This window comes from Mycolicibacterium obuense (assembly GCF_055397605.1).
Window position 1 is genome coordinate 3,316,291 of record NZ_AP043663.1, and the last position, 18,159, is coordinate 3,334,449.

18 protein-coding genes are annotated in these 18,159 nt (G+C 70.3%); 11 read left to right on the forward strand and 7 right to left on the reverse strand.

The features are described 5' to 3' along the window. Positions 1-94: 94 nt before the first annotated feature. Positions 95-739, forward strand: a complete 645-nt coding sequence (locus ACZ50N_RS15735) for an Rv0361 family membrane protein (protein WP_046366533.1) — start codon at positions 95-97, stop codon at positions 737-739. A 1-nt stretch (position 740) separates the two neighbouring features. On the opposite strand, the gene ACZ50N_RS15740 is transcribed toward ACZ50N_RS15735, so the two are convergent. Then, positions 741-1,118 (reverse strand): HesB/IscA family protein, encoded by a 378-nt coding sequence (locus tag ACZ50N_RS15740; RefSeq protein ID WP_046366532.1) that lies wholly within the window; start codon positions 1,116-1,118, stop codon positions 741-743. A 108-nt stretch (positions 1,119-1,226) separates the two neighbouring features. Continuing rightward, positions 1,227-2,312 carry a glycerate kinase family protein gene (locus ACZ50N_RS15745; protein ID WP_464473245.1) on the reverse strand — a complete coding sequence of 362 codons (1,086 nt, stop codon included), beginning with the start codon at positions 2,310-2,312 and terminating at the stop codon, positions 1,227-1,229. 80 nt (positions 2,313-2,392) lie between these two features. Between ACZ50N_RS15745 and ACZ50N_RS15750 the strand changes: the two genes are divergently transcribed. The 3 genes from ACZ50N_RS15750 to ACZ50N_RS15760 are packed head-to-tail and all read left to right on the forward strand — an operon-like array spanning position 2,393 to position 4,859. Continuing rightward, positions 2,393-3,073: a DUF3043 domain-containing protein gene (locus tag ACZ50N_RS15750; RefSeq protein ID WP_464473246.1), complete on the forward strand. Its 681-nt coding sequence runs from the start codon at positions 2,393-2,395 to the stop codon at positions 3,071-3,073. 8 nt (positions 3,074-3,081) lie between these two features. Then, on the forward strand, positions 3,082-4,125 hold the full coding sequence (gene cobT, locus ACZ50N_RS15755) for a nicotinate-nucleotide--dimethylbenzimidazole phosphoribosyltransferase (RefSeq protein ID WP_464473247.1): 1,044 nt from the start codon (positions 3,082-3,084) through the stop codon (positions 4,123-4,125). A 2-nt stretch (positions 4,126-4,127) separates the two neighbouring features. Then, positions 4,128-4,859 carry an adenosylcobinamide-GDP ribazoletransferase gene (locus ACZ50N_RS15760; RefSeq protein WP_048424069.1) on the forward strand — a complete coding sequence of 244 codons (732 nt, stop codon included), beginning with the start codon at positions 4,128-4,130 and terminating at the stop codon, positions 4,857-4,859. On the opposite strand, the gene ACZ50N_RS15765 is transcribed toward ACZ50N_RS15760, so the two are convergent. Both ACZ50N_RS15765 and gcvT read right to left on the reverse strand, forming a co-directional pair. Further along, the gene (locus tag ACZ50N_RS15765) at positions 4,856-5,959 is read right to left on the reverse strand and encodes a branched-chain amino acid aminotransferase (protein ID WP_046366479.1); all 1,104 of its coding nucleotides are present in this window, start codon (positions 5,957-5,959) and stop codon (positions 4,856-4,858) included. The two genes, ACZ50N_RS15760 and ACZ50N_RS15765, sit on opposite strands and share 4 nt — an antisense overlap. A gap of 32 nt (positions 5,960-5,991) precedes the next feature. Continuing rightward, positions 5,992-7,089 carry a glycine cleavage system aminomethyltransferase GcvT gene (gene gcvT / locus ACZ50N_RS15770; protein ID WP_464473248.1) on the reverse strand — a complete coding sequence of 366 codons (1,098 nt, stop codon included), beginning with the start codon at positions 7,087-7,089 and terminating at the stop codon, positions 5,992-5,994. A gap of 40 nt (positions 7,090-7,129) precedes the next feature. Here gcvT and ACZ50N_RS15775 point away from each other — a divergent pair, with 40 nt between their 5' ends. Then, positions 7,130-8,650 (forward strand): leucyl aminopeptidase, encoded by a 1,521-nt coding sequence (locus ACZ50N_RS15775; protein ID WP_464473249.1) that lies wholly within the window; start codon positions 7,130-7,132, stop codon positions 8,648-8,650. A gap of 21 nt (positions 8,651-8,671) precedes the next feature. On the opposite strand, the gene ACZ50N_RS15780 is transcribed toward ACZ50N_RS15775, so the two are convergent. Next, entirely contained in the window at positions 8,672-10,027 is a 1,356-nt protein-coding gene (locus tag ACZ50N_RS15780; RefSeq protein WP_133413865.1) for an SDR family oxidoreductase, read from the reverse strand. A 4-nt stretch (positions 10,028-10,031) separates the two neighbouring features. Then, positions 10,032-10,382, reverse strand: a complete 351-nt coding sequence (locus ACZ50N_RS15785; RefSeq protein WP_046362842.1) for a hypothetical protein — start codon at positions 10,380-10,382, stop codon at positions 10,032-10,034. A gap of 166 nt (positions 10,383-10,548) precedes the next feature. Here ACZ50N_RS15785 and sucB point away from each other — a divergent pair, with 166 nt between their 5' ends. The 6 genes from sucB (at position 10,549) to ACZ50N_RS15815 (ending at position 17,579) form a co-directional block, all read left to right on the forward strand. Then, positions 10,549-12,345 carry a 2-oxoglutarate dehydrogenase, E2 component, dihydrolipoamide succinyltransferase gene (gene sucB, locus ACZ50N_RS15790; protein ID WP_464473250.1) on the forward strand — a complete coding sequence of 599 codons (1,797 nt, stop codon included), beginning with the start codon at positions 10,549-10,551 and terminating at the stop codon, positions 12,343-12,345. A gap of 12 nt (positions 12,346-12,357) precedes the next feature. Further along, positions 12,358-13,269: a TIGR01777 family oxidoreductase gene (locus tag ACZ50N_RS15795; RefSeq protein ID WP_046362841.1), complete on the forward strand. Its 912-nt coding sequence runs from the start codon at positions 12,358-12,360 to the stop codon at positions 13,267-13,269. A 10-nt stretch (positions 13,270-13,279) separates the two neighbouring features. After that, positions 13,280-13,966 (forward strand): lipoyl(octanoyl) transferase LipB, encoded by a 687-nt coding sequence (lipB, locus tag ACZ50N_RS15800; protein WP_048424066.1) that lies wholly within the window; start codon positions 13,280-13,282, stop codon positions 13,964-13,966. Continuing rightward, a complete protein-coding gene (lipA, locus tag ACZ50N_RS15805) occupies positions 13,963-14,907 on the forward strand; it encodes a lipoyl synthase (RefSeq protein WP_046362833.1) in 945 nt (314 codons plus the stop codon). Before lipB ends, lipA begins: the two co-directional genes overlap by 4 nt. A gap of 13 nt (positions 14,908-14,920) precedes the next feature. Next, positions 14,921-15,673, forward strand: a complete 753-nt coding sequence (locus tag ACZ50N_RS15810) for a DUF4191 domain-containing protein (RefSeq protein ID WP_046362832.1) — start codon at positions 14,921-14,923, stop codon at positions 15,671-15,673. A gap of 82 nt (positions 15,674-15,755) precedes the next feature. After that, positions 15,756-17,579: an amidohydrolase gene (locus ACZ50N_RS15815; RefSeq protein ID WP_464473251.1), complete on the forward strand. Its 1,824-nt coding sequence runs from the start codon at positions 15,756-15,758 to the stop codon at positions 17,577-17,579. Here the strand turns inward: ACZ50N_RS15815 and ACZ50N_RS15820 are convergent. After that, entirely contained in the window at positions 17,576-18,040 is a 465-nt protein-coding gene (locus ACZ50N_RS15820) for an RDD family protein (protein WP_464473252.1), read from the reverse strand. The genes ACZ50N_RS15815 and ACZ50N_RS15820 overlap by 4 nt on opposite strands. Between the last annotated feature and the right edge of the window lie 119 nt (positions 18,041-18,159).

Below are 18,159 nucleotides of genomic sequence, written 5' to 3' on the forward strand. Positions count from 1 at the left end.
CTATGAGTGCCCCTACTGGGCCACTGTAGAGGCAACACAATCGACAATCGCAATCCACGGACCCGAATCCACCGACCTGCCCGGGAGCTCATGTATGACTGGTCCCTACCCGCCCCACTACGGAGCTGGACCAGCCGGACCGCAGGACTATCCCGGAAGTTACGGGCAACAGCCGTACGGTCAGCAGTTCACCGCCGCCTATCCGGGCACGCTGCCGCCGCCGGTGCCCTACCCGCCGCGGCGGCGTCGTTGGATCGCGATCGCGGTGGCGATCATCGCCGTTCTCGCGGTGGCCGGCGTCATCACGGCCGTGGCCCTGACCCGCGGCGAGGCTGACAGCTCGGGCAACGGTGCGCTGACCGAGGCGTCTGCGCGCACCGCGATCCAGAACTACCTCGACGCGCTGACCAACGGCGACGCCGAGACCGTGGCGCGGCACAGCCTGTGCGGATTGTTCGACGCGGTGAAGGAACGCCGTTCGGACCTCGCGTTGGCGAGCCTGTCCAGCGATGCGTTCCGCAAGCAGTACAGCAGCGCGCAGGTGACGTCGGTGGACAAGATGGTGTTGTCGTCGCCGACGCAGGCCCAGGTGCTGTTCACGATGAAAGTGACGCCGCAGAGCCGTTCCTCACGCACACAGCCCGCCGACGCCGACGAGCAAGCGATCGCTCAGCTGGTCTCGGTCGACAACGACGTGCTGGTGTGCTCCTACCTGCCGCGTACGGCAGGCCAGTACTAGCTCAGTTGAAGGAGTCGCCGCAGGCGCAGGAGCCGGTGGCGTTGGGGTTGTCGATGGTGAACCCCTGCTTCTCGATGGTGTCGACGAAGTCGATGGACGCGCCCTGCACGTAGGGGGCGCTCATCCGGTCCACCGTCAGGTTGACCCCGCCGAATTCGACGGTCAGGTCACCGTCGAGGGTGCGATCGTCGAAGAACAGGTTGTAGCGCAGACCCGCGCAGCCGCCGGGCTGGACCGCGATCCGCAGCGCCAGATCGTCCCGGCCCTCCTGATCGAGCAGCGCTTTCGCCTTGGTCGCCGCGGCCTCCGTCAGGATCACGCCGTGTTGGGCGTCGGTGGCCTGTCCTGCCTGCACTGCCGACTCGTCCTGAACAGTCATGAATACTCCTGTGTGGATGTTCGTGGGTAGGGCCAACAACGCCGTGACCCCACGTGTTCAACGGTACCTCGTTCGAACGGTATTCCCGCGGTCCGACCCCATTCCCGGCTATGCCTGCACCCACGTCCATGCCGCCGCGACCTCGGCGGCCAGGCTGGTGAGCTGCTCGTCGGCCTCGTCGATGGCCCGGCGCACCGAGCCGGCGTGGTCGGCGATCGAGTGGGCGGCCGCGATGCCCGCGGCGGCCCGCTCCTGCTCCGACAGGGTCACCTGACCGGCCAGAACCAGCACCGGCACGCCCCGCCGGCCCGCCCCCGCGGCCAGCGCGCTGACCACCTTGCCGTGCAGCGATTGATCGTCGAAGCGCCCTTCGCCGGTGATCACGAGGTCCGCGGCGGCCAGATCGTCGGCCAGTCCGGTGTGCTCGGCGATGATTGCCGCCCCGGATTCGCGGCGTGCCCCCAGAGCCAGCAGCGCCGCACCCAGACCGCCGGCAGCACCGGCCCCCGGCTCGTCGCGCACCGATCGGCCAGCCGTGTCGTCCAGGTGCCGAGCCCACGCCGTCAGCCGCTCTTCGAGTGCCTCGACGGTGGCGGGGTCGGCACCCTTCTGGGGCCCGAACACCGCCGCCGCGCCCCGCGGGCCGAGCAGCGGGTGTTCGACATCACTGGCGGCGATCAGCTCGACGCCGGCCAGCAGATCGCGGGCAGCGGCAAGACCCCCGAGCGCCTCGACCATGCCGCGGCCGCCGTCGGTACTGCCGCTGCCGCCGAGTCCGACGACGATGCGGCGGGCGCCGGCGTCCAGCGCGGCGGCGATCAGCGCCCCGACCCCACTCGTGTGGGCGTCGACGGCCGTGCGCACCGTGGGCGCGCCGCCGAGCAGCGCCAGCCCGCAGGCCTGCGCGCATTCGATGTAGGCGGTCGCCGGGGGGCCCGGGTCGAACACCCACTCCGCGTCGACGTCGGCGGTCAGTGGTCCGCTGACCCGCTCCTCGCGCCGCTCACCCAGCCGGCTGACCAGAACGTCGACGAAGCCGGGGCCGCCGTCGGACTGCGGCGCCAGGATCAGCCGATCCTGCGGCCGGACGCTGCCCCACCCGGTTGCGACGGCGCGGGCCGCTGCGACGGCGGTGAGGCTGTCACCGAAGGAGTCCGGCGCGATGAGGACGGTCCGGTTCTTCGCCGTAGACATCTTTGGAAGATTAAGTCGCACGCGGGGGTGCCGCACGGCGGGCTGCGTCGTTTCCACAGCCGGGAAGTAACCTGGCACATGTGAAGCTGCTGGGCCGCAAGAACGAAGACTCCGGGGACGATCGGCCCGGTTCGACCGCCACCGACGAGCCGATCGATGACGCGACGGCCGGCGCCCGGGTGACCACCGCGCCCAAGGGCAGGCCCACTCCGAAGCGCAGCGAGGCGAGCCGCCGCCGTGGCCCGGTCGCGCCCGCGCCGATGACCACTGCCGAGGCGCGTCGACGCCGCAAGGAGCTGCGCGGACCGAAGCTCTCCCGTGAGGAGCGCAAGGCCGAGAAGCTCGAGCGCCGCGCCAGTATGTCCGAACGCCGCGAGAAGATGATGGCCGGCGACGACGCTTACCTGCTGCCGCGCGACAAGGGCCCGGTGCGCCGGTACGTGCGTGATCTGGTCGATTCGCGGCGCAACGTGCTGGGGCTGTTCATGCCGTCGGCGCTGGGGCTGATCCTGGTCATGCTGGCGGTGCCCTCGGTCCAGGTGCAGCAGCTGATCTCCCCGGCGATGCTCGTGTTGGTCTTGATCATGATCGTCGACGGCTTCTTCCTGGGGCGTCGGGCGAACCGGCGGGTCGACCAGAAGTTCCCCGCCAACACCGAATCCGGATGGAAGCTCGGCTTCTACGCCGCCAGCCGTGCGTCGCAGCTGCGGCGGATGCGCGCACCGCGCCCGCAGGTCGAGCGCGGCGCGACAATCGACTGACGCCGTCGGTGTCCTACTTCCCTGAGATCGCCGCGCCCGACCCCGCCGCCGCCGCCGCCGCGCGGGCCCGGCAGGCGCAGCTGACCAAACCCGCGGGCGCGCTGGGCCGCCTCGAAGACCTCTCGGTGTGGGTGTCGTCGTGCCAAAGCACATGTCCCCCACGGCAATTCGAGCATGCGCGGGTGGTCGTGTTCGCCGGTGACCACGGTGTCACGGCGGCGGGAGTGTCGGCCTACCCTGCCGAGGTCACCGCGGCGATGATGGCCAACTTCGCCGCCGGCGGCGCCGCGGTCAACGTGCTCGCCTCGCTCGCCGACGCGGGAGTGCGCGTCGTCGACATCGCCGTCGACACCGAAGAGCCGCTGTCGCCGGACATCGGCGCCCACAAGGTGCGCCGCTCCAGCGGCAACATCGCCGTCGAAGACGCGCTCGGTCCCGACGAGGTGGTCGCGGCCGTCGAGGCGGGCCGCCGCATCGCCGACGAGGAAGTCGACGCCGGCGCCGACCTGCTGATCGCCGGCGACATGGGTATCGGCAACACGACCCCGGCCACCACGCTGGTGGCGGCACTTACCGGGGCCGAACCGGTTGCGGTGGTGGGTCGGGGCACCGGCATCGACGACGAGGGCTGGAAGCGCAAGACCGCCGCGATCCGCGACGCGCTCTACCGCACCAAACGCTTGTCAGCGGATCCGATTGCGCTGCTTCGCATCTGCGGCGGCGCCGATCTGGCGGCGATGACGGGGTTCTGCGCCCAGGCTGCGCTGCGACGCACCCCGGTGCTGCTCGACGGCGTCGTGGTGACCGCTGCGGCGCTGGCCGCCGAGCGGCTCGCGCCGGGCGCCCGGCTGTGGTGGCAGGCGGGACACCGGTCCACCGAGCCGGCGCACGGGATGGCGCTCACGGAGCTGGGGTTGACCCCGATCATCGATCTCGGGATGCGGTTGGGCGAGGGCTCCGGCGCGCTGGTCGCGCTGCCGGTGCTGCGCGCCGCCGTCGCCACGCTCACGTCGATGGCCACGTTCGAAGAGGCCGGGATCTCCGGGGGCTGACCGTGATCCGTTCACTGGCAGGCGCTTTCGCGTTCGCGACGGTACTGCCGGTGCCGGCGTCGCGCACTGCGCTCGTGGGTCGGGGTGTGGTCAGCGCGCTGCCGGTCGCCGGCGTGGCGCTGGGCGGGGTGGCCGCAGCGGTGCTGGCGGCGGGATTCTGGGCGTTCGGCCCGGGCGCCCCGCTCGCCGGCGCGCTGGCGGTGGCGACGCTGCTGTTGGCCACCCGCGGCCTGCACATCGACGGCCTGGCCGACACCACGGACGCTCTCGGGTGCTACGGCCCGCCGGAGCGTGCGCTGGCCGTGATGCGGGAAGGTACGGCCGGTCCGTTCGGGGTGGCGGCGGTCGCGGCGACGGTCCTGATCCAGACGCTCGGTTTCGCGCAGGCGGGGTGGGCCGGCGTACTGGTCGCCGTCGTGGCCGGCCGGGTCGCAGCGGTGATGGCATGCCGGCGCGGCGTGCCCGCGGCGCGGGGTAGCTCGCTGGGCGGCGCGGTCGCGGGGACGCAGCCAGTCTGGGTGCCGGGCCTGTGGGCTGTGGCTGCGGCCGCGGCGGCGGCGCTGGTGTGTGATCGGCCGTGGCAGGGGGCGCTGGCGGTGCTGGCGGCGATCGCGTGCAGCACCCTGCTCGTCGCCCACTGCGTACGCCGGTTCGGCGGTATCACCGGCGACGTGCTGGGTGCCGCGGTCGAGGTGACGACGACGATCGCGGCGGTGGGCCTGGCGATCCGTTAGCCCAGTCGCGTCATCCAGCCGTGGGTGTCGGCGAAGGTGCCGCGCTGGATGCCGGTGAGCGTGTCGCGCAGCGCCATCGTGATCTCGCCCGGTTCGCCGTCGGCGATCGTGAACTCGCCGTCGCTGTGCTTGACGTGGGAGACCGGGGTGATGACGGCGGCGGTGCCGCAGGCGAACACCTCGGTGATCTCGCCGGCGGCGGCCTTCTTCTGCCACTCGTCGACGTCGATCTTGCGCTCCTCGACCGCGAAGCCGGCGTCAGTGGCCAACTGCAGCAACGAGTTCCGGGTGATGCCGGGCAGCAGCGACCCCGACAGCTCGGGGGTGACCAACCGCGCGGTGCCGCCGCTGCCGAACACGAAGAACAGGTTCATCCCGCCCATCTCTTCGACGTAGCGGCGCTCGATGGCGTCGAGCCACACCACCTGGTCGCACCCGTGGTCGGCGGCCTCGGCCTGAGCCAGCAGCGACGCCGCGTAATTGCCACCGAACTTTGCCGCACCGGTACCGCCCGGCGATGCGCGCACGTACTCGTGGGACAGCCACACACTGACCGGCTTGATGCCCCTCGGGAAATACGCGCCGGCAGGTGAGGCGATGACCAGGTAGCGGTACCGGTCGGCCGGACGCACCCCCAGCCCCGGCTCGGTCGCGATGATGAACGGCCGCAGGTAGAGCGACTCCTCACCGCCGGCCGGCGGCACCCACTGTCCGTCGACGGCGATCAGCTGACGCAGCGACTCGAGGAACACCTCGGTCGGCAGCTCCGGGATCGCGAGCCGGCGCGCCGAGGTCTGCAGCCGCGCCGCGTTGGCCTCCGGCCGGAACGACACGATGGACCCGTCGTTCCAGCGGTAGGCCTTCAGCCCTTCGAAGATCTCCTGCGCGTAGTGCAGGACGACCGCCGACGGGTCGAGTTCGATCGGTCCGTACGGCAGCACCCGCGCGTCATGCCATCCCTGGTCGACGGTGTAGTCGACCGACACCATGTGGTCGGTGAAGAACTTCCCGAAGCCCGGGTTGCCGAGCACCTGGGCGCGTACCTCATCGCTCGCCGGATTCGCAGCGCGATCGACGGTGAACGAGAGGCCTTCAGTCATGCAGGCGATTGTATAACCGCCTGGGAAGGGATTTATCGCGTGCGGGTGTCCACGAACGGCGGTTTGACCACCTCACACTCGACGGCGCGGCCCCGCACGTCGACCGTGACGCGGGCTCCGTCGGCGACGCCGGCGGCGGTGTCGATGAGCGCCAGCGCGATACCGACTTTGAGTGTGGGAGAGAACGTTCCGGAGGTGGTGACACCGACGGGGGTGTCGCCGTCGAGCACGGTGAGCTCGCCGCGCAGCACGCCGCGACCGACGGCGCGCAACCCGCGCAGCGTGCGTCGCGGTCCCGCCTCCTTCTCGGCGAGCAGCGCGTCACGCCCCCAGAAGGCGTCTTTCTTCCAGCCGACCGCCCAGCCGCAGCGCGCCTGCAGCGGTGAGATGTCGCGCGAGAGTTCGTGACCGTGCAGCGGATAACCCATCTCGGTGCGCAGCGTGTCGCGGGCGCCGAGGCCGGCGAGCTCACCGCCCGCGTCGCGCACCTTCTCGACCAGGGCGTCGAACACCACCGCGGCGTGATCCCAGGTCGGCAGCAGCTCGTAGCCGTGCTCGCCGGTGTAGCCGGTGCGGCAGACCCGGACGTCGACACCGTCGAACACCGCGTCGGCGTAACCCATGTAGTCCATGTCGGTGGGCAGTCCGAGCCCGCCGACCACATCGGCCGCCCGAGGTCCCTGCACGGCGAGCACCGCGCGTGAGCGGTGTTCGTCGGTGACCGTCACCCCGGCGGGTGCGCGCTCGATCAGCGCGGCGACGACGTCAGCGGTGTTGGCCGCGTTGGGCACCAGGAAGATCTCGTCGTCGGAGACGTAATAGGCGATGAGGTCGTCGATCACCCCACCGTCGTCGGTGCAGCACAGCGTGTACTGCGCCTTGCCCGGACCGATGCGGCCCAGGTCGTTGGTGAAGGCGGCGTTGACGTAGTCGGCTGCACCAGGACCGGTGACCAGCGCCTTGCCCAGATGGCTGACATCGAACAGACCGACCGTCGTGCGGGTGGCGGTGTGCTCGGCAACGGTGCCCGCGTACGACACCGGCATCAGCCAGCCCCCGAATTCGGCGAAGGTGGCCCCGAGCTCGCGGTGCCGGTCTTCGAGCGGGCCGGTCAACGGTGTGTCACTCACGCCGACCCACACTAGTAGGCAGTGGCTAGGGTGAATCCCCGTGAGCACCCCAGCCGGTTACCAGTCCCCCGCCGTCACCGTCGCCAGCGCGCTGCCCAAGCGCAAAGTCGAGTCGTCGGTGCTGATCGTGCCGGTCGTGAGTGTCGGCGACGAGCCACGGGCCAGCGTGGTCGCCGCGGACCACCTCGACGCGGGTTCGGTGGCCGAGATCGAAGCCGCGCTGGCCGCGCTCGGCGCCAAGGGCGGCGCGGAGCAGGTCACCCGTGTGCCGGTGGCGTCGTTGCCGGTGGGCAGCGTGCTCGCGGTCGGGTTGGGCAAGAGCCGCGACGAGTATTCGGCCGAGACGATCCGGCGCGCCGCAGGATCGGCCGCGCGCTCACTCAACGGGGTGGAGTCGGTGCTGACCACACTGTCGGTGCTGGACACCGAGGCCGCCGTCGAAGGCCTCATCCTGGGCTCCTACCGCTTCACCGAGTTCCGCAGCGGCAAGACCGCGCCCAAGGACGCCGGCCTGCGCAAGATCACCGCGATCACCGCGGACACGAAGGCCGCCACCAAGGATGCTGCGGCCCGCGGTGAGGCCATCGCGACGGCAGTCGCCACGGCCCGCGACTTCGTCAACACCCCGCCGAGCCATCTCTTCCCAGACGAATTCGCCAAGCGCGCAAAGGCTTTGGGCGAGGATGCGGGCCTCGAGGTGGAGGTGCTCGACGACAAGGCGCTGACCAAGGGCGGGTACGGCGGCATCATCGGCGTCGGCAAGGGCTCGTCGCGCCTGCCCCGGCTGGTGCGCCTGGCCCACCGCGGCGGCAAGGGCCGCAAGGCCAAGACCGTGGCGCTCGTCGGCAAGGGCATCACGTTCGACACCGGCGGCATCTCGATCAAGCCGGCGGCGAACATGCACCACATGACCTCCGACATGGGTGGCGCCGCCGCGGTGATCGCGACCGTCGTGCTGGCGGCCCGCCTCAAGCTGCCTATCGACGTGATCGCGACGGTGCCGATGGCCGAGAACATGCCGTCGGGCACCGCGCAGCGGCCGGGCGACGTGCTGACGCAGTACGGCGGCATCACCGTCGAGGTGCTCAACACCGACGCCGAGGGCCGGCTGATCCTGGCCGACGCGATCGTGCGGGCGTGCGAGGACGATCCCGACTACCTGATCGAGACGTCGACCCTGACCGGTGCGCAGATGGTCGCGCTCGGTGCGCGCACCCCCGGGGTGATGGGCAGCGACGAGTTCCGCGACCGCGTCGCCGAGATCTCGCAGTCCGTCGGCGAGAACGGCTGGGCCATGCCGCTTCCCGAGGAGCTCAAGGACGACCTCAAGTCGACGGTGGCGGACCTGGCGAACGTCAGCGCCTCGCGCAACGCCGGCATGCTGGTCGCGGGCACGTATCTGCGTGAGTTCGTCGCCGACGGGGTGGCCTGGGCGCACATCGACATCGCGGTGCCGGCCTACAACTCGGGCGGGCCGTGGGGCTACACCCCCAAGGGCGGCACAGGCGTGCCGACGCGCACGATGTTCGCGGTCCTGGAGGACATCGCAGTCAACGGCTGAGCGGTCAACGGCTGAGCAGGATCAGACGAACTTGCCGCCGCGCGCCCCGCTGCGCATCGCCGCCGGGGCGGCGTGGGCGATCGCGTAGACGACATGTGCCTCCGGTGTGACGGGACGCACCGCCTTCTTCTTGGACACCGCGCTGACGATCGCGCGGGCCACCTTGTCGGGACCGTAGCGGCGCAGCGAGAAGCCGCGGCGGGCCCGCGCCCGCAGCTTCTCGGCGTCGGCGTTCCTGGACTCGGGCAGTGAGAAGCGGGTGGTGTCGACGATGTTGGTGCCGATCACCCCGGGGCAGATGGTGGTCACCCCGACGCCGGCCGAATCCAGCTCTGCGCGAAGGCAATCGGAGAACATGAAGACGGCCGCCTTCGACGTGCAGTAGGCGTTCATCATGTTGACCGGCGTGTAGGACGCCATCGAGGCGATGTTGACGATGTGTCCGCCGGTGCCGCGCTCGACCAGGCGCCGGCCGAAGGACCGGCAGCCGTTGACCACTCCGCCGAAGTTGATGTCGAGCACGCGGTCAAACTCGTCGGCGGGCGTGTCGAGGAAGTAGCCGGCATGCCCGACGCCGGCGTTGTTGATCACGATGTCGGGCACCCCGTGCTCGCCGCAGACCTCCTCGGCGAAGGACTCCACGGCGGCGGCGTCGGCCACGTCGACGACGTAGCGGTGCGCGGTCGCGCCCACGTCAGCGAGCTGGCGAGCGGTCTCAGCCAGCCCGTCGCCGTCGACGTCGCTGATCACCAGCTCGGCCCCGTCGCGCGCGAACGCCAACGCGGTCTCGCGTCCGATGCCACTGCCGGCACCGGTGACCGACACCAGCGTGTCGCCGAACGGTCGCCGCTCCCGTCGCATCTCGGCGCGTCGCAACTCCCGGGCCGCGGGGGCACCGTCGAGGTGCTCGACGAACTGGCGCACCGCCCGGGCGTACAGCTCCGGGTGGGTGTCGGGGGCGGGCTGCCCGGTCGCGACCTCGCGCCGCCACAGGCGCGGCAGTGTCGCGGGGAGATCGTCGCGACGGCCGGCCGCGCGATCCGACGAGACGATCAGCTGCACCGGCACGTCGACACGCTGCGCGGGCCCGAACGGGCGCCGCCGACGCCGTCGCCGGTGAACCGGCGGTGACAGCGTCACCGACGCGACGGCGGCGCCGGGCCGCGTCAGCGCGTCCCACACCGCGGCGACCGCGGGCCCGTGCGCGACCACGTGGACGGGGCGGTCCCCGGTCAGCGCGGCGGACAGTCCGGCCGGGTCGGTGTGGACGACGCGCGCGCCGTCGAGCAACGCCGCCACGTTCGTCCAGATCTGCGGCGAGTCAGGGTGGGCATGCACCGCCACGATGGTCGGCCCGTCGGTGTTCACGAGCCGCACGCTACTAGCGGTCCAACTCCTCGCGGGCGGCGCGCTTGCGCTCGATGCGACGGCGCTCGTCGTAGTCCCGCATGCGCTGCGGGTAGCCGACCTTCTGCACGTCGTAGACGGGGATCTTCAAGCGGTCGGACAACTTGCGTGCGCCGGCGTAACCGCCCGCGCGGCGTCTGGTCCACTCACCGTCGGCGGCGACGAGCACCACGGTGACGTCGGTGACCGTCGTCTTCGGTTCCACGAAGGCCTCGACACCGACGTGTTCGGCGACCCATTGCTGCAGGTAGCGCAGATCCGCCGCAGGATCGGCACCGGCACGCCCGCCACGACGCCGGCCTCTGAGCGCGTCGAACAGTCCCACCTGGGGTCGCTCCTTCCGACTGCCGAACCCCTCGCTTCGATAGTGCCAGAGCGCTCGGTGCACGCGTCTGCGGCGAAACGTCGCATCGGACGTGACAGGATGGGGAACCGACACCTCGAGACCGTGAAATCGACCACGAACGACCGTGCAAGGGAGCCACGACACTATGGCCATCTCCGTCCAGATGCCCGCCCTCGGAGAGAGCGTGACCGAAGGGACTGTCACCCGCTGGCTGAAGCAGGAGGGTGACACGGTCGAGGAGGACGAGCCGCTGTTGGAGGTGTCGACCGACAAGGTCGACACCGAGATTCCGTCCCCCGCATCCGGGGTGCTGAAGAAGATCGTGGCTCAAGAGGACGACACCGTCGAGGTCGGCGGCGAACTCGCCGTGATCGGTGACGCCGACGAGTCCGATGACAGCGGTAGCGACGACGAGGAACCGGCCGAGGAGCCGGCCGAAGAACCCGAGCCCGAGGCCGAGTCCGACGACAGCGCCGACGAGGAGGAGTCCGCGGACGAGCCGGAGGACAAGCCCGAGCCCAAGAAGTCCTCGGGCGGCTCCGGGAAGTCCACACCGGTGCTGATGCCCGAGCTCGGCGAGTCCGTCACCGAGGGCACCGTGACGCGCTGGCTCAAGGAGGTCGGCGACAGCGTGGAGGTCGACGAGCCGCTCGTCGAGGTCTCCACCGACAAGGTGGACACCGAGATCCCCTCGCCCGTGGCCGGCACGCTGCTGTCCATCACCGCCGAGGAGGACGACACCGTCGAGGTCGGCGGTGAGCTGGCCAAGATCGGCGACGCCAGTGAGGCCGACAGCGAGCCGGAACCGGAGCCCGAGCCAGAGCCCGAGCCGGAGCCGGAGCCGGAACCCGAGCCCGAGCCCGAGCCCGAGGCCAAGGAAGAGCCGAAGCAGGAATCGAAGCCCGAGCCCAAGCCGGAGCCCAAGAAAGAATCCAAGCCCGAGCCCGAGAAGGAACCGGAGCCGGCATCGGCCGGCTCGTCGTCCGGCGATTCGGGTCCCTACGTCACCCCGCTGGTGCGCAAGCTCGCCGGCGAGCACAACGTCGACCTGTCCTCGGTGAAGGGCACCGGCGTCGGCGGCCGCATCCGCAAGCAGGACGTGCTGGCCGCCGCGGAGGCAGCCAAGAAGCCGGCCGCGGAGTCGACGCCGGCACCCGCCGCCGAGGCGCCCGGCAAGACGAGCACACCCGCTCCGGCGCCCGAGGGTGCCCTGGCGCATCTGCGCGGCACCACGCAGAAGGCGAACCGCATCCGGCAGATCACCGCGAAGAAGACCCGGGAGTCGCTGCAGACGACGGCGCAGCTCACCCAGGTCCACGAGGTCGACATGACCAAGATCGTGGCGCTGCGGGCCAAGGCCAAGGCAGGCTTCAGCGAGCGGGAGGGCGTCAACCTGACCTACCTGCCGTTCATCGCCCGCGCGGTGATCGACGCGCTGAAGCTGCACCCGAACGTCAACGCCAGCTATGACGAGGACTCCAAGCAGATCACCTACTACGACGCCGAGCACCTCGGCTTCGCGGTGGACACCGACCAGGGTCTGCTCTCGCCGGTGATCAAGAACGCCGGGGACCTGTCGCTGGGTGGGTTGGCGCGGGCGATCGCCGACATCGCCGCCCGCGCCCGCTCGGGTGATCTCAAGCCCGACGAGCTGTCCGGCGGCACGTTCACGATCACCAACATCGGCAGCCAGGGCGCGCTGTTCGACACCCCGATCCTGGTGCCGCCGCAGGCGGCGATGCTGGGCACGGGCGCGATCGTCAAGCGGCCGCGGGTGATCGTCGACGAGTTCGGAAACGAGTCGATCGGCGTGCGCTCGGTCAGCTACCTGCCGTTGACCTACGACCACCGCCTCATCGACGGCGCCGACGCCGGCCGATTCGTCACGACGATCAAACGTCGCCTCGAAGAAGGTGCCTTCGAGGCCGACCTGGGGCTGTAGACGACGGTGTCGATGCCACCCGATTCGGTCATCGCGATCGCGGGTTCATCCGGTGTGATCGGGACGGCGCTGGTCTACGCGCTGCGCTCCACCGATCACCGGGTGATCCGCATCGTGCGGCGCGCCCCCTCCAACGCCGACGAGGTGTACTGGAACCCCGACACCGGTGAGTTCGACGCGAGCGCCCTTCAGGGTGTGTCGGCCGTGGTCAACATGTGCGGTGTCAACGTCGGCGAGAAGCGGTGGTCTGGCGCGTTCAAGCAGAGCCTGCGCGACAGCAGGATCGGCCCGACCGAGGTGCTGTCGCGCGCCGTCGTCGACGCGGGGGTCCCCGTGCTGGTAAACGCCAGCGCCGTCGGCTACTACGGCGACACCGGCTCCCGGCCGGTGGACGAGACGGACGCGCCGGGGAGCACGTTCCTGGCGCGGCTCACCGTGGACTGGGAGGCCGCGACGACGGTCGCCGCCCGGGCCGGGGTGCGCGTCGTCCTCCCCCGCACCGGTCTGGTGATGTCGCCGTCGGGCGGGATGCTCGGGCGGATTCGGCCGCTGTTCTCGCTGGGGCTGGGCGCACGGCTGGGCAACGGACGTCAGTACATGTCGTGGATCAGCCTGGAGGACCAGATCCGCGCACTGTTGTTCTCGATCACCCACGACGAGCTGGCAGGCCCGGTGAACTTCACCGGCCCGGCGCCAGTCACCAACGCGGAGTTCACCACGGCGCTCGGGCGCACGGTGAACCGGCCGACACCGTTCGTCGTGCCCGGGTTCGCGCTGCGCACCGTGCTGGGCGAGTTCGCCGACGAGGGGGTACTCGGCGGTCAGCGCGCGATCCCGGCCGCACTCGAGAACGCCGGCTTCCGCTTCCACCACAACACGATCGGCGAGGCACTGCGGTTCGCCACCGCCGGCAGCCGTGAGTAACGTCGATTCCATGGGGTCGATCCGCTCGAGCAGCGACGCAGTCGTGGTGCGCAAGCTCGGCACGCTCGACTATCAGACGGCGTGGGATCTGCAGCGCGAGATCGTCGCGGCCCGGGTCGACGGCGGCCCCGACGAGTTGCTGCTGCTGCAGCATCCGTCGGTGTACACGGCGGGTCGGCGCACGCTTCCCGAGGAACGTCCTGCGGACGGCACGCCCGTCGTCGACACCGACCGCGGCGGCAAGATCACCTGGCACGGTCCCGGCCAGCTGGTGGGTTACCCGATCGTCGGGCTCGCGGAGCCGATGGACGTCGTCAACTTCGTGCGCCGTCTCGAAGAGGCGTTGATCACGGTGTGCGCCGGCTTCGGCCTGCAGACGGGCCGCGTCGAGGGTCGCTCCGGCGTGTGGCTGGCCGCCGACGGGCCGCGCCCGGAGCGCAAGATCGCCGCGATCGGCATCCGGGTGGCGCGCGGGGTCACCCAGCACGGGTTCGCGCTGAACTGCGACTGCGATCTCGGCGCCTACGGCTCGATCGTGCCGTGCGGCATCGCCGACGCGGGTGTCACGTCGCTGACCGCCGAGCTCGGCCGCCGCGTCGCCGTCGACGACGTCCTCAGCCCGGTGGCCGACGCGGTCTGTGACGTGCTCGACGGCCGGCTCGCCGTGGCGGCTCACGCAGTAGCATCGATGCAGTGAGTGTCGATCCCGGTAACCGCAAACTGCTCCGGCTCGAGGTGCGCAACGCGCAGACGCCGATCGAGCGCAAACCACCGTGGATCAAGACCCGCGCCAAGATGGGCCCCGAGTACACCGAGCTGAAGTCTCTGGTCCGCCGCGAAGGCCTGCACACGGTGTGCGAAGAGGCAGGCTGCCCCAACATCTACGAGTGCTGGGAAGACCGCGAAGCCACCTTCCTGATCGGCGGCGAACAGTGCACCCGTCGCTGCGACTTCTGCCAGATCGACACCGGTAAGCCCGCCGATCTGGACCGCGACGAGCCGCGCCGCGTCGCCGAGAGCGTGCAGGCGATGGGGCTGCGCTATTCGACGGTGACGGGTGTGGCGCGCGACGATCTGCCCGACGGCGGCGCGTGGCTCTACGCCGAGACGGTCCGCCAGATCAAGTTGCTCAACCCGAACACCGGCGTGGAACTTCTCATCCCCGACTTCAACGCCGACCCCGAGCAGCTGGCGCAGGTGTTCGAGACGCGGCCGGAAGTGTTGGCGCACAACGTCGAAACGGTGCCCCGCATCTTCAAGCGAATCCGGCCGGCGTTCCGCTACGAGCGCAGCCTGTCGGTGCTGACGATGGCGCGCGCAGACGATCTGGTGACCAAGAGCAACCTGATCCTCGGCATGGGTGAGACACCGGAGGAGGTGCGCACCGCGCTGCGCGATCTGCACGACGCGGGCTGCGACATCGTCACGATCACCCAGTACCTGCGGCCGTCGGCGCGGCACCACCCCGTCGAGCGTTGGGTGCATCCCGACGAGTTCGTCGAGCATCAGCAGTTCGCCACCGAACTCGGCTTCGCCGGTGTGCTGGCCGGACCGCTGGTCCGCTCGTCGTACCGGGCGGGCAAGTTGTACGCGCAGACAATTGCGTCGCGGTCCGCGCAACCGACGCCCACGCCATAGATATCCTCAACGTATGGCGAAATCGCGTAACCCCGCTGAGGTCAAGGCCGCGAAGGCGGAGGCGAAGGCCGCCCGCAAGGCCGCATCGAAGCAGCGGCGCAGCCAGCTGTGGCAGGCGTTCCAGATCCAGCGCAAAGAGGACAAGCGGCTACTGCCGTACATGATCGGCGCGTTCGTGCTGATCGTGGCGGCGTCTGTGGCGGCCGGTGTCTATGCGGGTGGCTTCACGATGTTCATGCTGATCCCGCTGGGCATCGTGCTGGGCGCGCTGGTGGCGTTCATCATCTTCGGCCGGCGCGCGCAGAAATCGGTGTACACGAAGGCCGAGGGGCAGACCGGGGCGGCGGCGTGGGCACTGGACAACCTGCGCGGCCAGTGGCGGGTGACGCCCGGAGTCGCCGCGACCGGACACTTCGATGCCGTGCACCGGGTGATCGGCCGGCCCGGGGTGATCTTCGTGGCCGAGGGTGCACCGAACCGGCTCAAGCCGCTGCTGGCACAGGAGAAGAAGCGCACGGCCCGCCTGGTCGGCGATGTCCCGATCTACGACGTGATCATCGGCAACGGCGACGGCGAGGTGCCGCTGTCGAAGCTCGAGCGCCACATGCGCAAGTTGCCGGCCAACATCACGGTCAAGCAGATGGATTCGCTGGAGTCGAGGCTGGCTGCGCTGGGCTCCAAGATCGGCCCGGCGGCGATGCCGAAGGGTCCGCTGCCCGCACAGGCGAAGATGCGCGGAGTGCAGCGCACCGTGCGCCGACGCTGACGCCCCGCGCGCCACACTTGCCACGCCCGTCGACGGCGGCGACAATTCGCTGCGGGCCGTCGCGCCCAAGGGGGGACGGGCCATGTGCACTGCGTGTGAGTGGGCGCCGCATTTTGCTGCGTACGGCAGGACGAGCTCGCCGTCCCTGACGCGCCGGTCGGTCCTTCGCGTTGCCGCGGTGACGACGGCCGCGGCCGTGACCGCGAGCGCGTGCGGGACCGGGTCCCAGGCACCGGCCACCACCACCGCCAGTGCCGAGCGCAAGGCCGACACGGTGTTCCACAACGGCCGCATCTATACCGTCGCGACAGCGCAGCCGTGGGCCGAAGCGGTCGCGGTCACCGGTGAGGTGATCAGCTACGTCGGCGACAGCGCCGGGGCCAAGGCGATGGCCGGACCGGACACCACGGTCGTCGACCTGGCGGGCGGGTTCGTCATGCCGGGCTTCGTGGAGGGCCACATCCACCCGTTCCTGGGCGCGTTCCTGACCACCGGCGTCGACCTGCAGGTGCCCACCGGGCAGGACGCGCTGGACGCGATCGCCGCCTACGCGAAGACTCATCCCAACGGGCCGATACGCGGATTCGGTTGGCGGGTGGACATGTTCGGCCCCGAGGGGCCGACGCGCGCCGATCTGGACCGGGTGCTGCCCGACCGGCCGGGATTCTTCTTCGCCATCGACGGGCACAGCCTGTGGGCGAACAGCAAGGCGCTGGAGATCGCCGGGGTGACCCGCGACACGCAGGACCCCATCCCCGGGTTCAGCTACTACGCGCGCGACGAGAACGGCGAACCGACCGGCTACGTGCTGGAGGTGACGGCGGTGCTCGGCATCGTCAACGCGATCGAACCGATCTCGCCGGACACCATGAAGACGCTGCTCATCGACTGGCTGCCGAAGGCGTCGGCCGCCGGCATCACCACGGTGTTCGACGCCGGGGTGCCGCCGATCGGCGACGATCAGGGTGCGTTGATCGCGCTCTACACCGACGTGGAGAAGCAGGGCAACCTGCCGTTCCGGGTGGTGGCCTCCTACAGCGTCAAGGGACCACCGGTCGACAATGCGGTCGCCGAGCTGACCGGCATCCGGGACCGCATCTCCACCGATCTGGTCAGCGTCGGGGTCGTGAAGGTGATCGGCGACGGCACCCAGGGCGGGTACACGGCCTGGCTGATCGAGCCGTACGCCGACAAACCGGACTCCATCGGCGCGTCGCCGTTCACCGAGGCGCAGTGGCGTCAACTGGTGGGCGAGGTCGACGCCGCCGGCTTCGACGTGCACGTCCACGCCTGCGGTGAACGCACCGTGCGCACGGCGCTCGACGCGGTCGAGGCGGCGATCGCGGCCAATCCACCGCGCGACCGCAGGCACACGATCGCGCACCTGGTGTACGTCCAAGATCCCGACAATCAGCGGTTCGGTCCGCTCGGTGTCGTCGCGCAGTTCTCGGCGAACTGGATGTCAGGGGATCCCGACACTCTGCAGAACATGGCCGTCCGGTACGGCAAGCCCCGCGCTGACCTGATGTATCGCGCACAGGAGGTGCTGCGCTCTGGCGGCCGCATCTCGCTGGGCACCGATTGGCCGGCTGCGGGCTATTTTTCCACCTACAAGCCACTCGACTCGATCCAGATCGGGGTGACGCGCCAGCTGATCGGCGAGCCGGACGCCCCGGTCCTCGTCCCGGTCGACCAGAAACTCACGGTCGCCGAGGCGGTGCACGCCAACACGCTCGGCGCGGCCTACCAGCTGCGGCTCGACGACAGAGTCGGCTCACTGGAAGTGGGCAAGCGCGCCGATCTGATCGTCCTCGACAAGAACATCCTCGAGGTCGACCCCCACGACATCCACACCGCCACCGTCGCGATGACGATGATGAACGGCAAGGTCGTCCACCAGGGTTAGCGCTTCACCACCGCGGTCTTGGTCGCCAGATCATGCAGGCCCCGCAGATCGGAATCGGTGAACAGCGCCGGGATCACCAGGCTGATCAGCAGACCGCGCCCCAGCGCACGGCCGGCGCCCACGTGCATCCGGCCGTCGACCGGAACCACTTTCAGGCCGAGCGCCAGCTGGCCGGGTGAGAACCCGAAGAGACGCACCGAGGCCACGCCCAGCACGAACCAGACAACGAGCTGGACCGTTTGCACCGGCACGGTGAGCGAACCGACTGCCACCACCAGAGCGGCGAGACCGAGGGCTATCACCCAGTCGACGATCAGCGCTGCGATGCGGCGGCCGAAGCGGGCGATCGAGCCCGGGCCGTCCTTGGGCAGGCCCAACCGCTCGCCGGGATAGCTGCCGGGCTCGGGTGTTCCCGCTCCGGACAGCCACGAGCCGAGACCGGAACCGGACGTGCGTGCCATATCGCCAGGATAGTGTCGCGGCGGCAGGCACCGCCCCGGCGGCCGAGACGGCACGCGTAACGTCCACGCAACATGTGCTTGACGGCCGTGCAACATCGCGTCCATAGCGTCACCAGCGG

Coding starts and splice junctions, on each gene's coding strand:
- sucB (WP_464473250.1), top strand. CDS start 10,549: ATGGCCATCTCCGTCCAGATGCCCGCCCTCGGAGAGAGCGTGACCGAA.
- ACZ50N_RS15745 (WP_464473245.1), bottom strand. CDS start 2,312: ATGTCTACGGCGAAGAACCGGACCGTCCTCATCGCGCCGGACTCCTTC.
- lipB (WP_048424066.1), top strand. CDS start 13,280: ATGGGGTCGATCCGCTCGAGCAGCGACGCAGTCGTGGTGCGCAAGCTC.
- ACZ50N_RS15735 (WP_046366533.1), top strand. CDS start 95: ATGACTGGTCCCTACCCGCCCCACTACGGAGCTGGACCAGCCGGACCG.
- ACZ50N_RS15810 (WP_046362832.1), top strand. CDS start 14,921: ATGGCGAAATCGCGTAACCCCGCTGAGGTCAAGGCCGCGAAGGCGGAG.
- ACZ50N_RS15815 (WP_464473251.1), top strand. CDS start 15,756: ATGTGCACTGCGTGTGAGTGGGCGCCGCATTTTGCTGCGTACGGCAGG.
- ACZ50N_RS15740 (WP_046366532.1), bottom strand. CDS start 1,118: ATGACTGTTCAGGACGAGTCGGCAGTGCAGGCAGGACAGGCCACCGAC.
- ACZ50N_RS15795 (WP_046362841.1), top strand. CDS start 12,358: ATGCCACCCGATTCGGTCATCGCGATCGCGGGTTCATCCGGTGTGATC.
- ACZ50N_RS15765 (WP_046366479.1), bottom strand. CDS start 5,959: ATGACTGAAGGCCTCTCGTTCACCGTCGATCGCGCTGCGAATCCGGCG.
- ACZ50N_RS15820 (WP_464473252.1), bottom strand. CDS start 18,040: ATGGCACGCACGTCCGGTTCCGGTCTCGGCTCGTGGCTGTCCGGAGCG.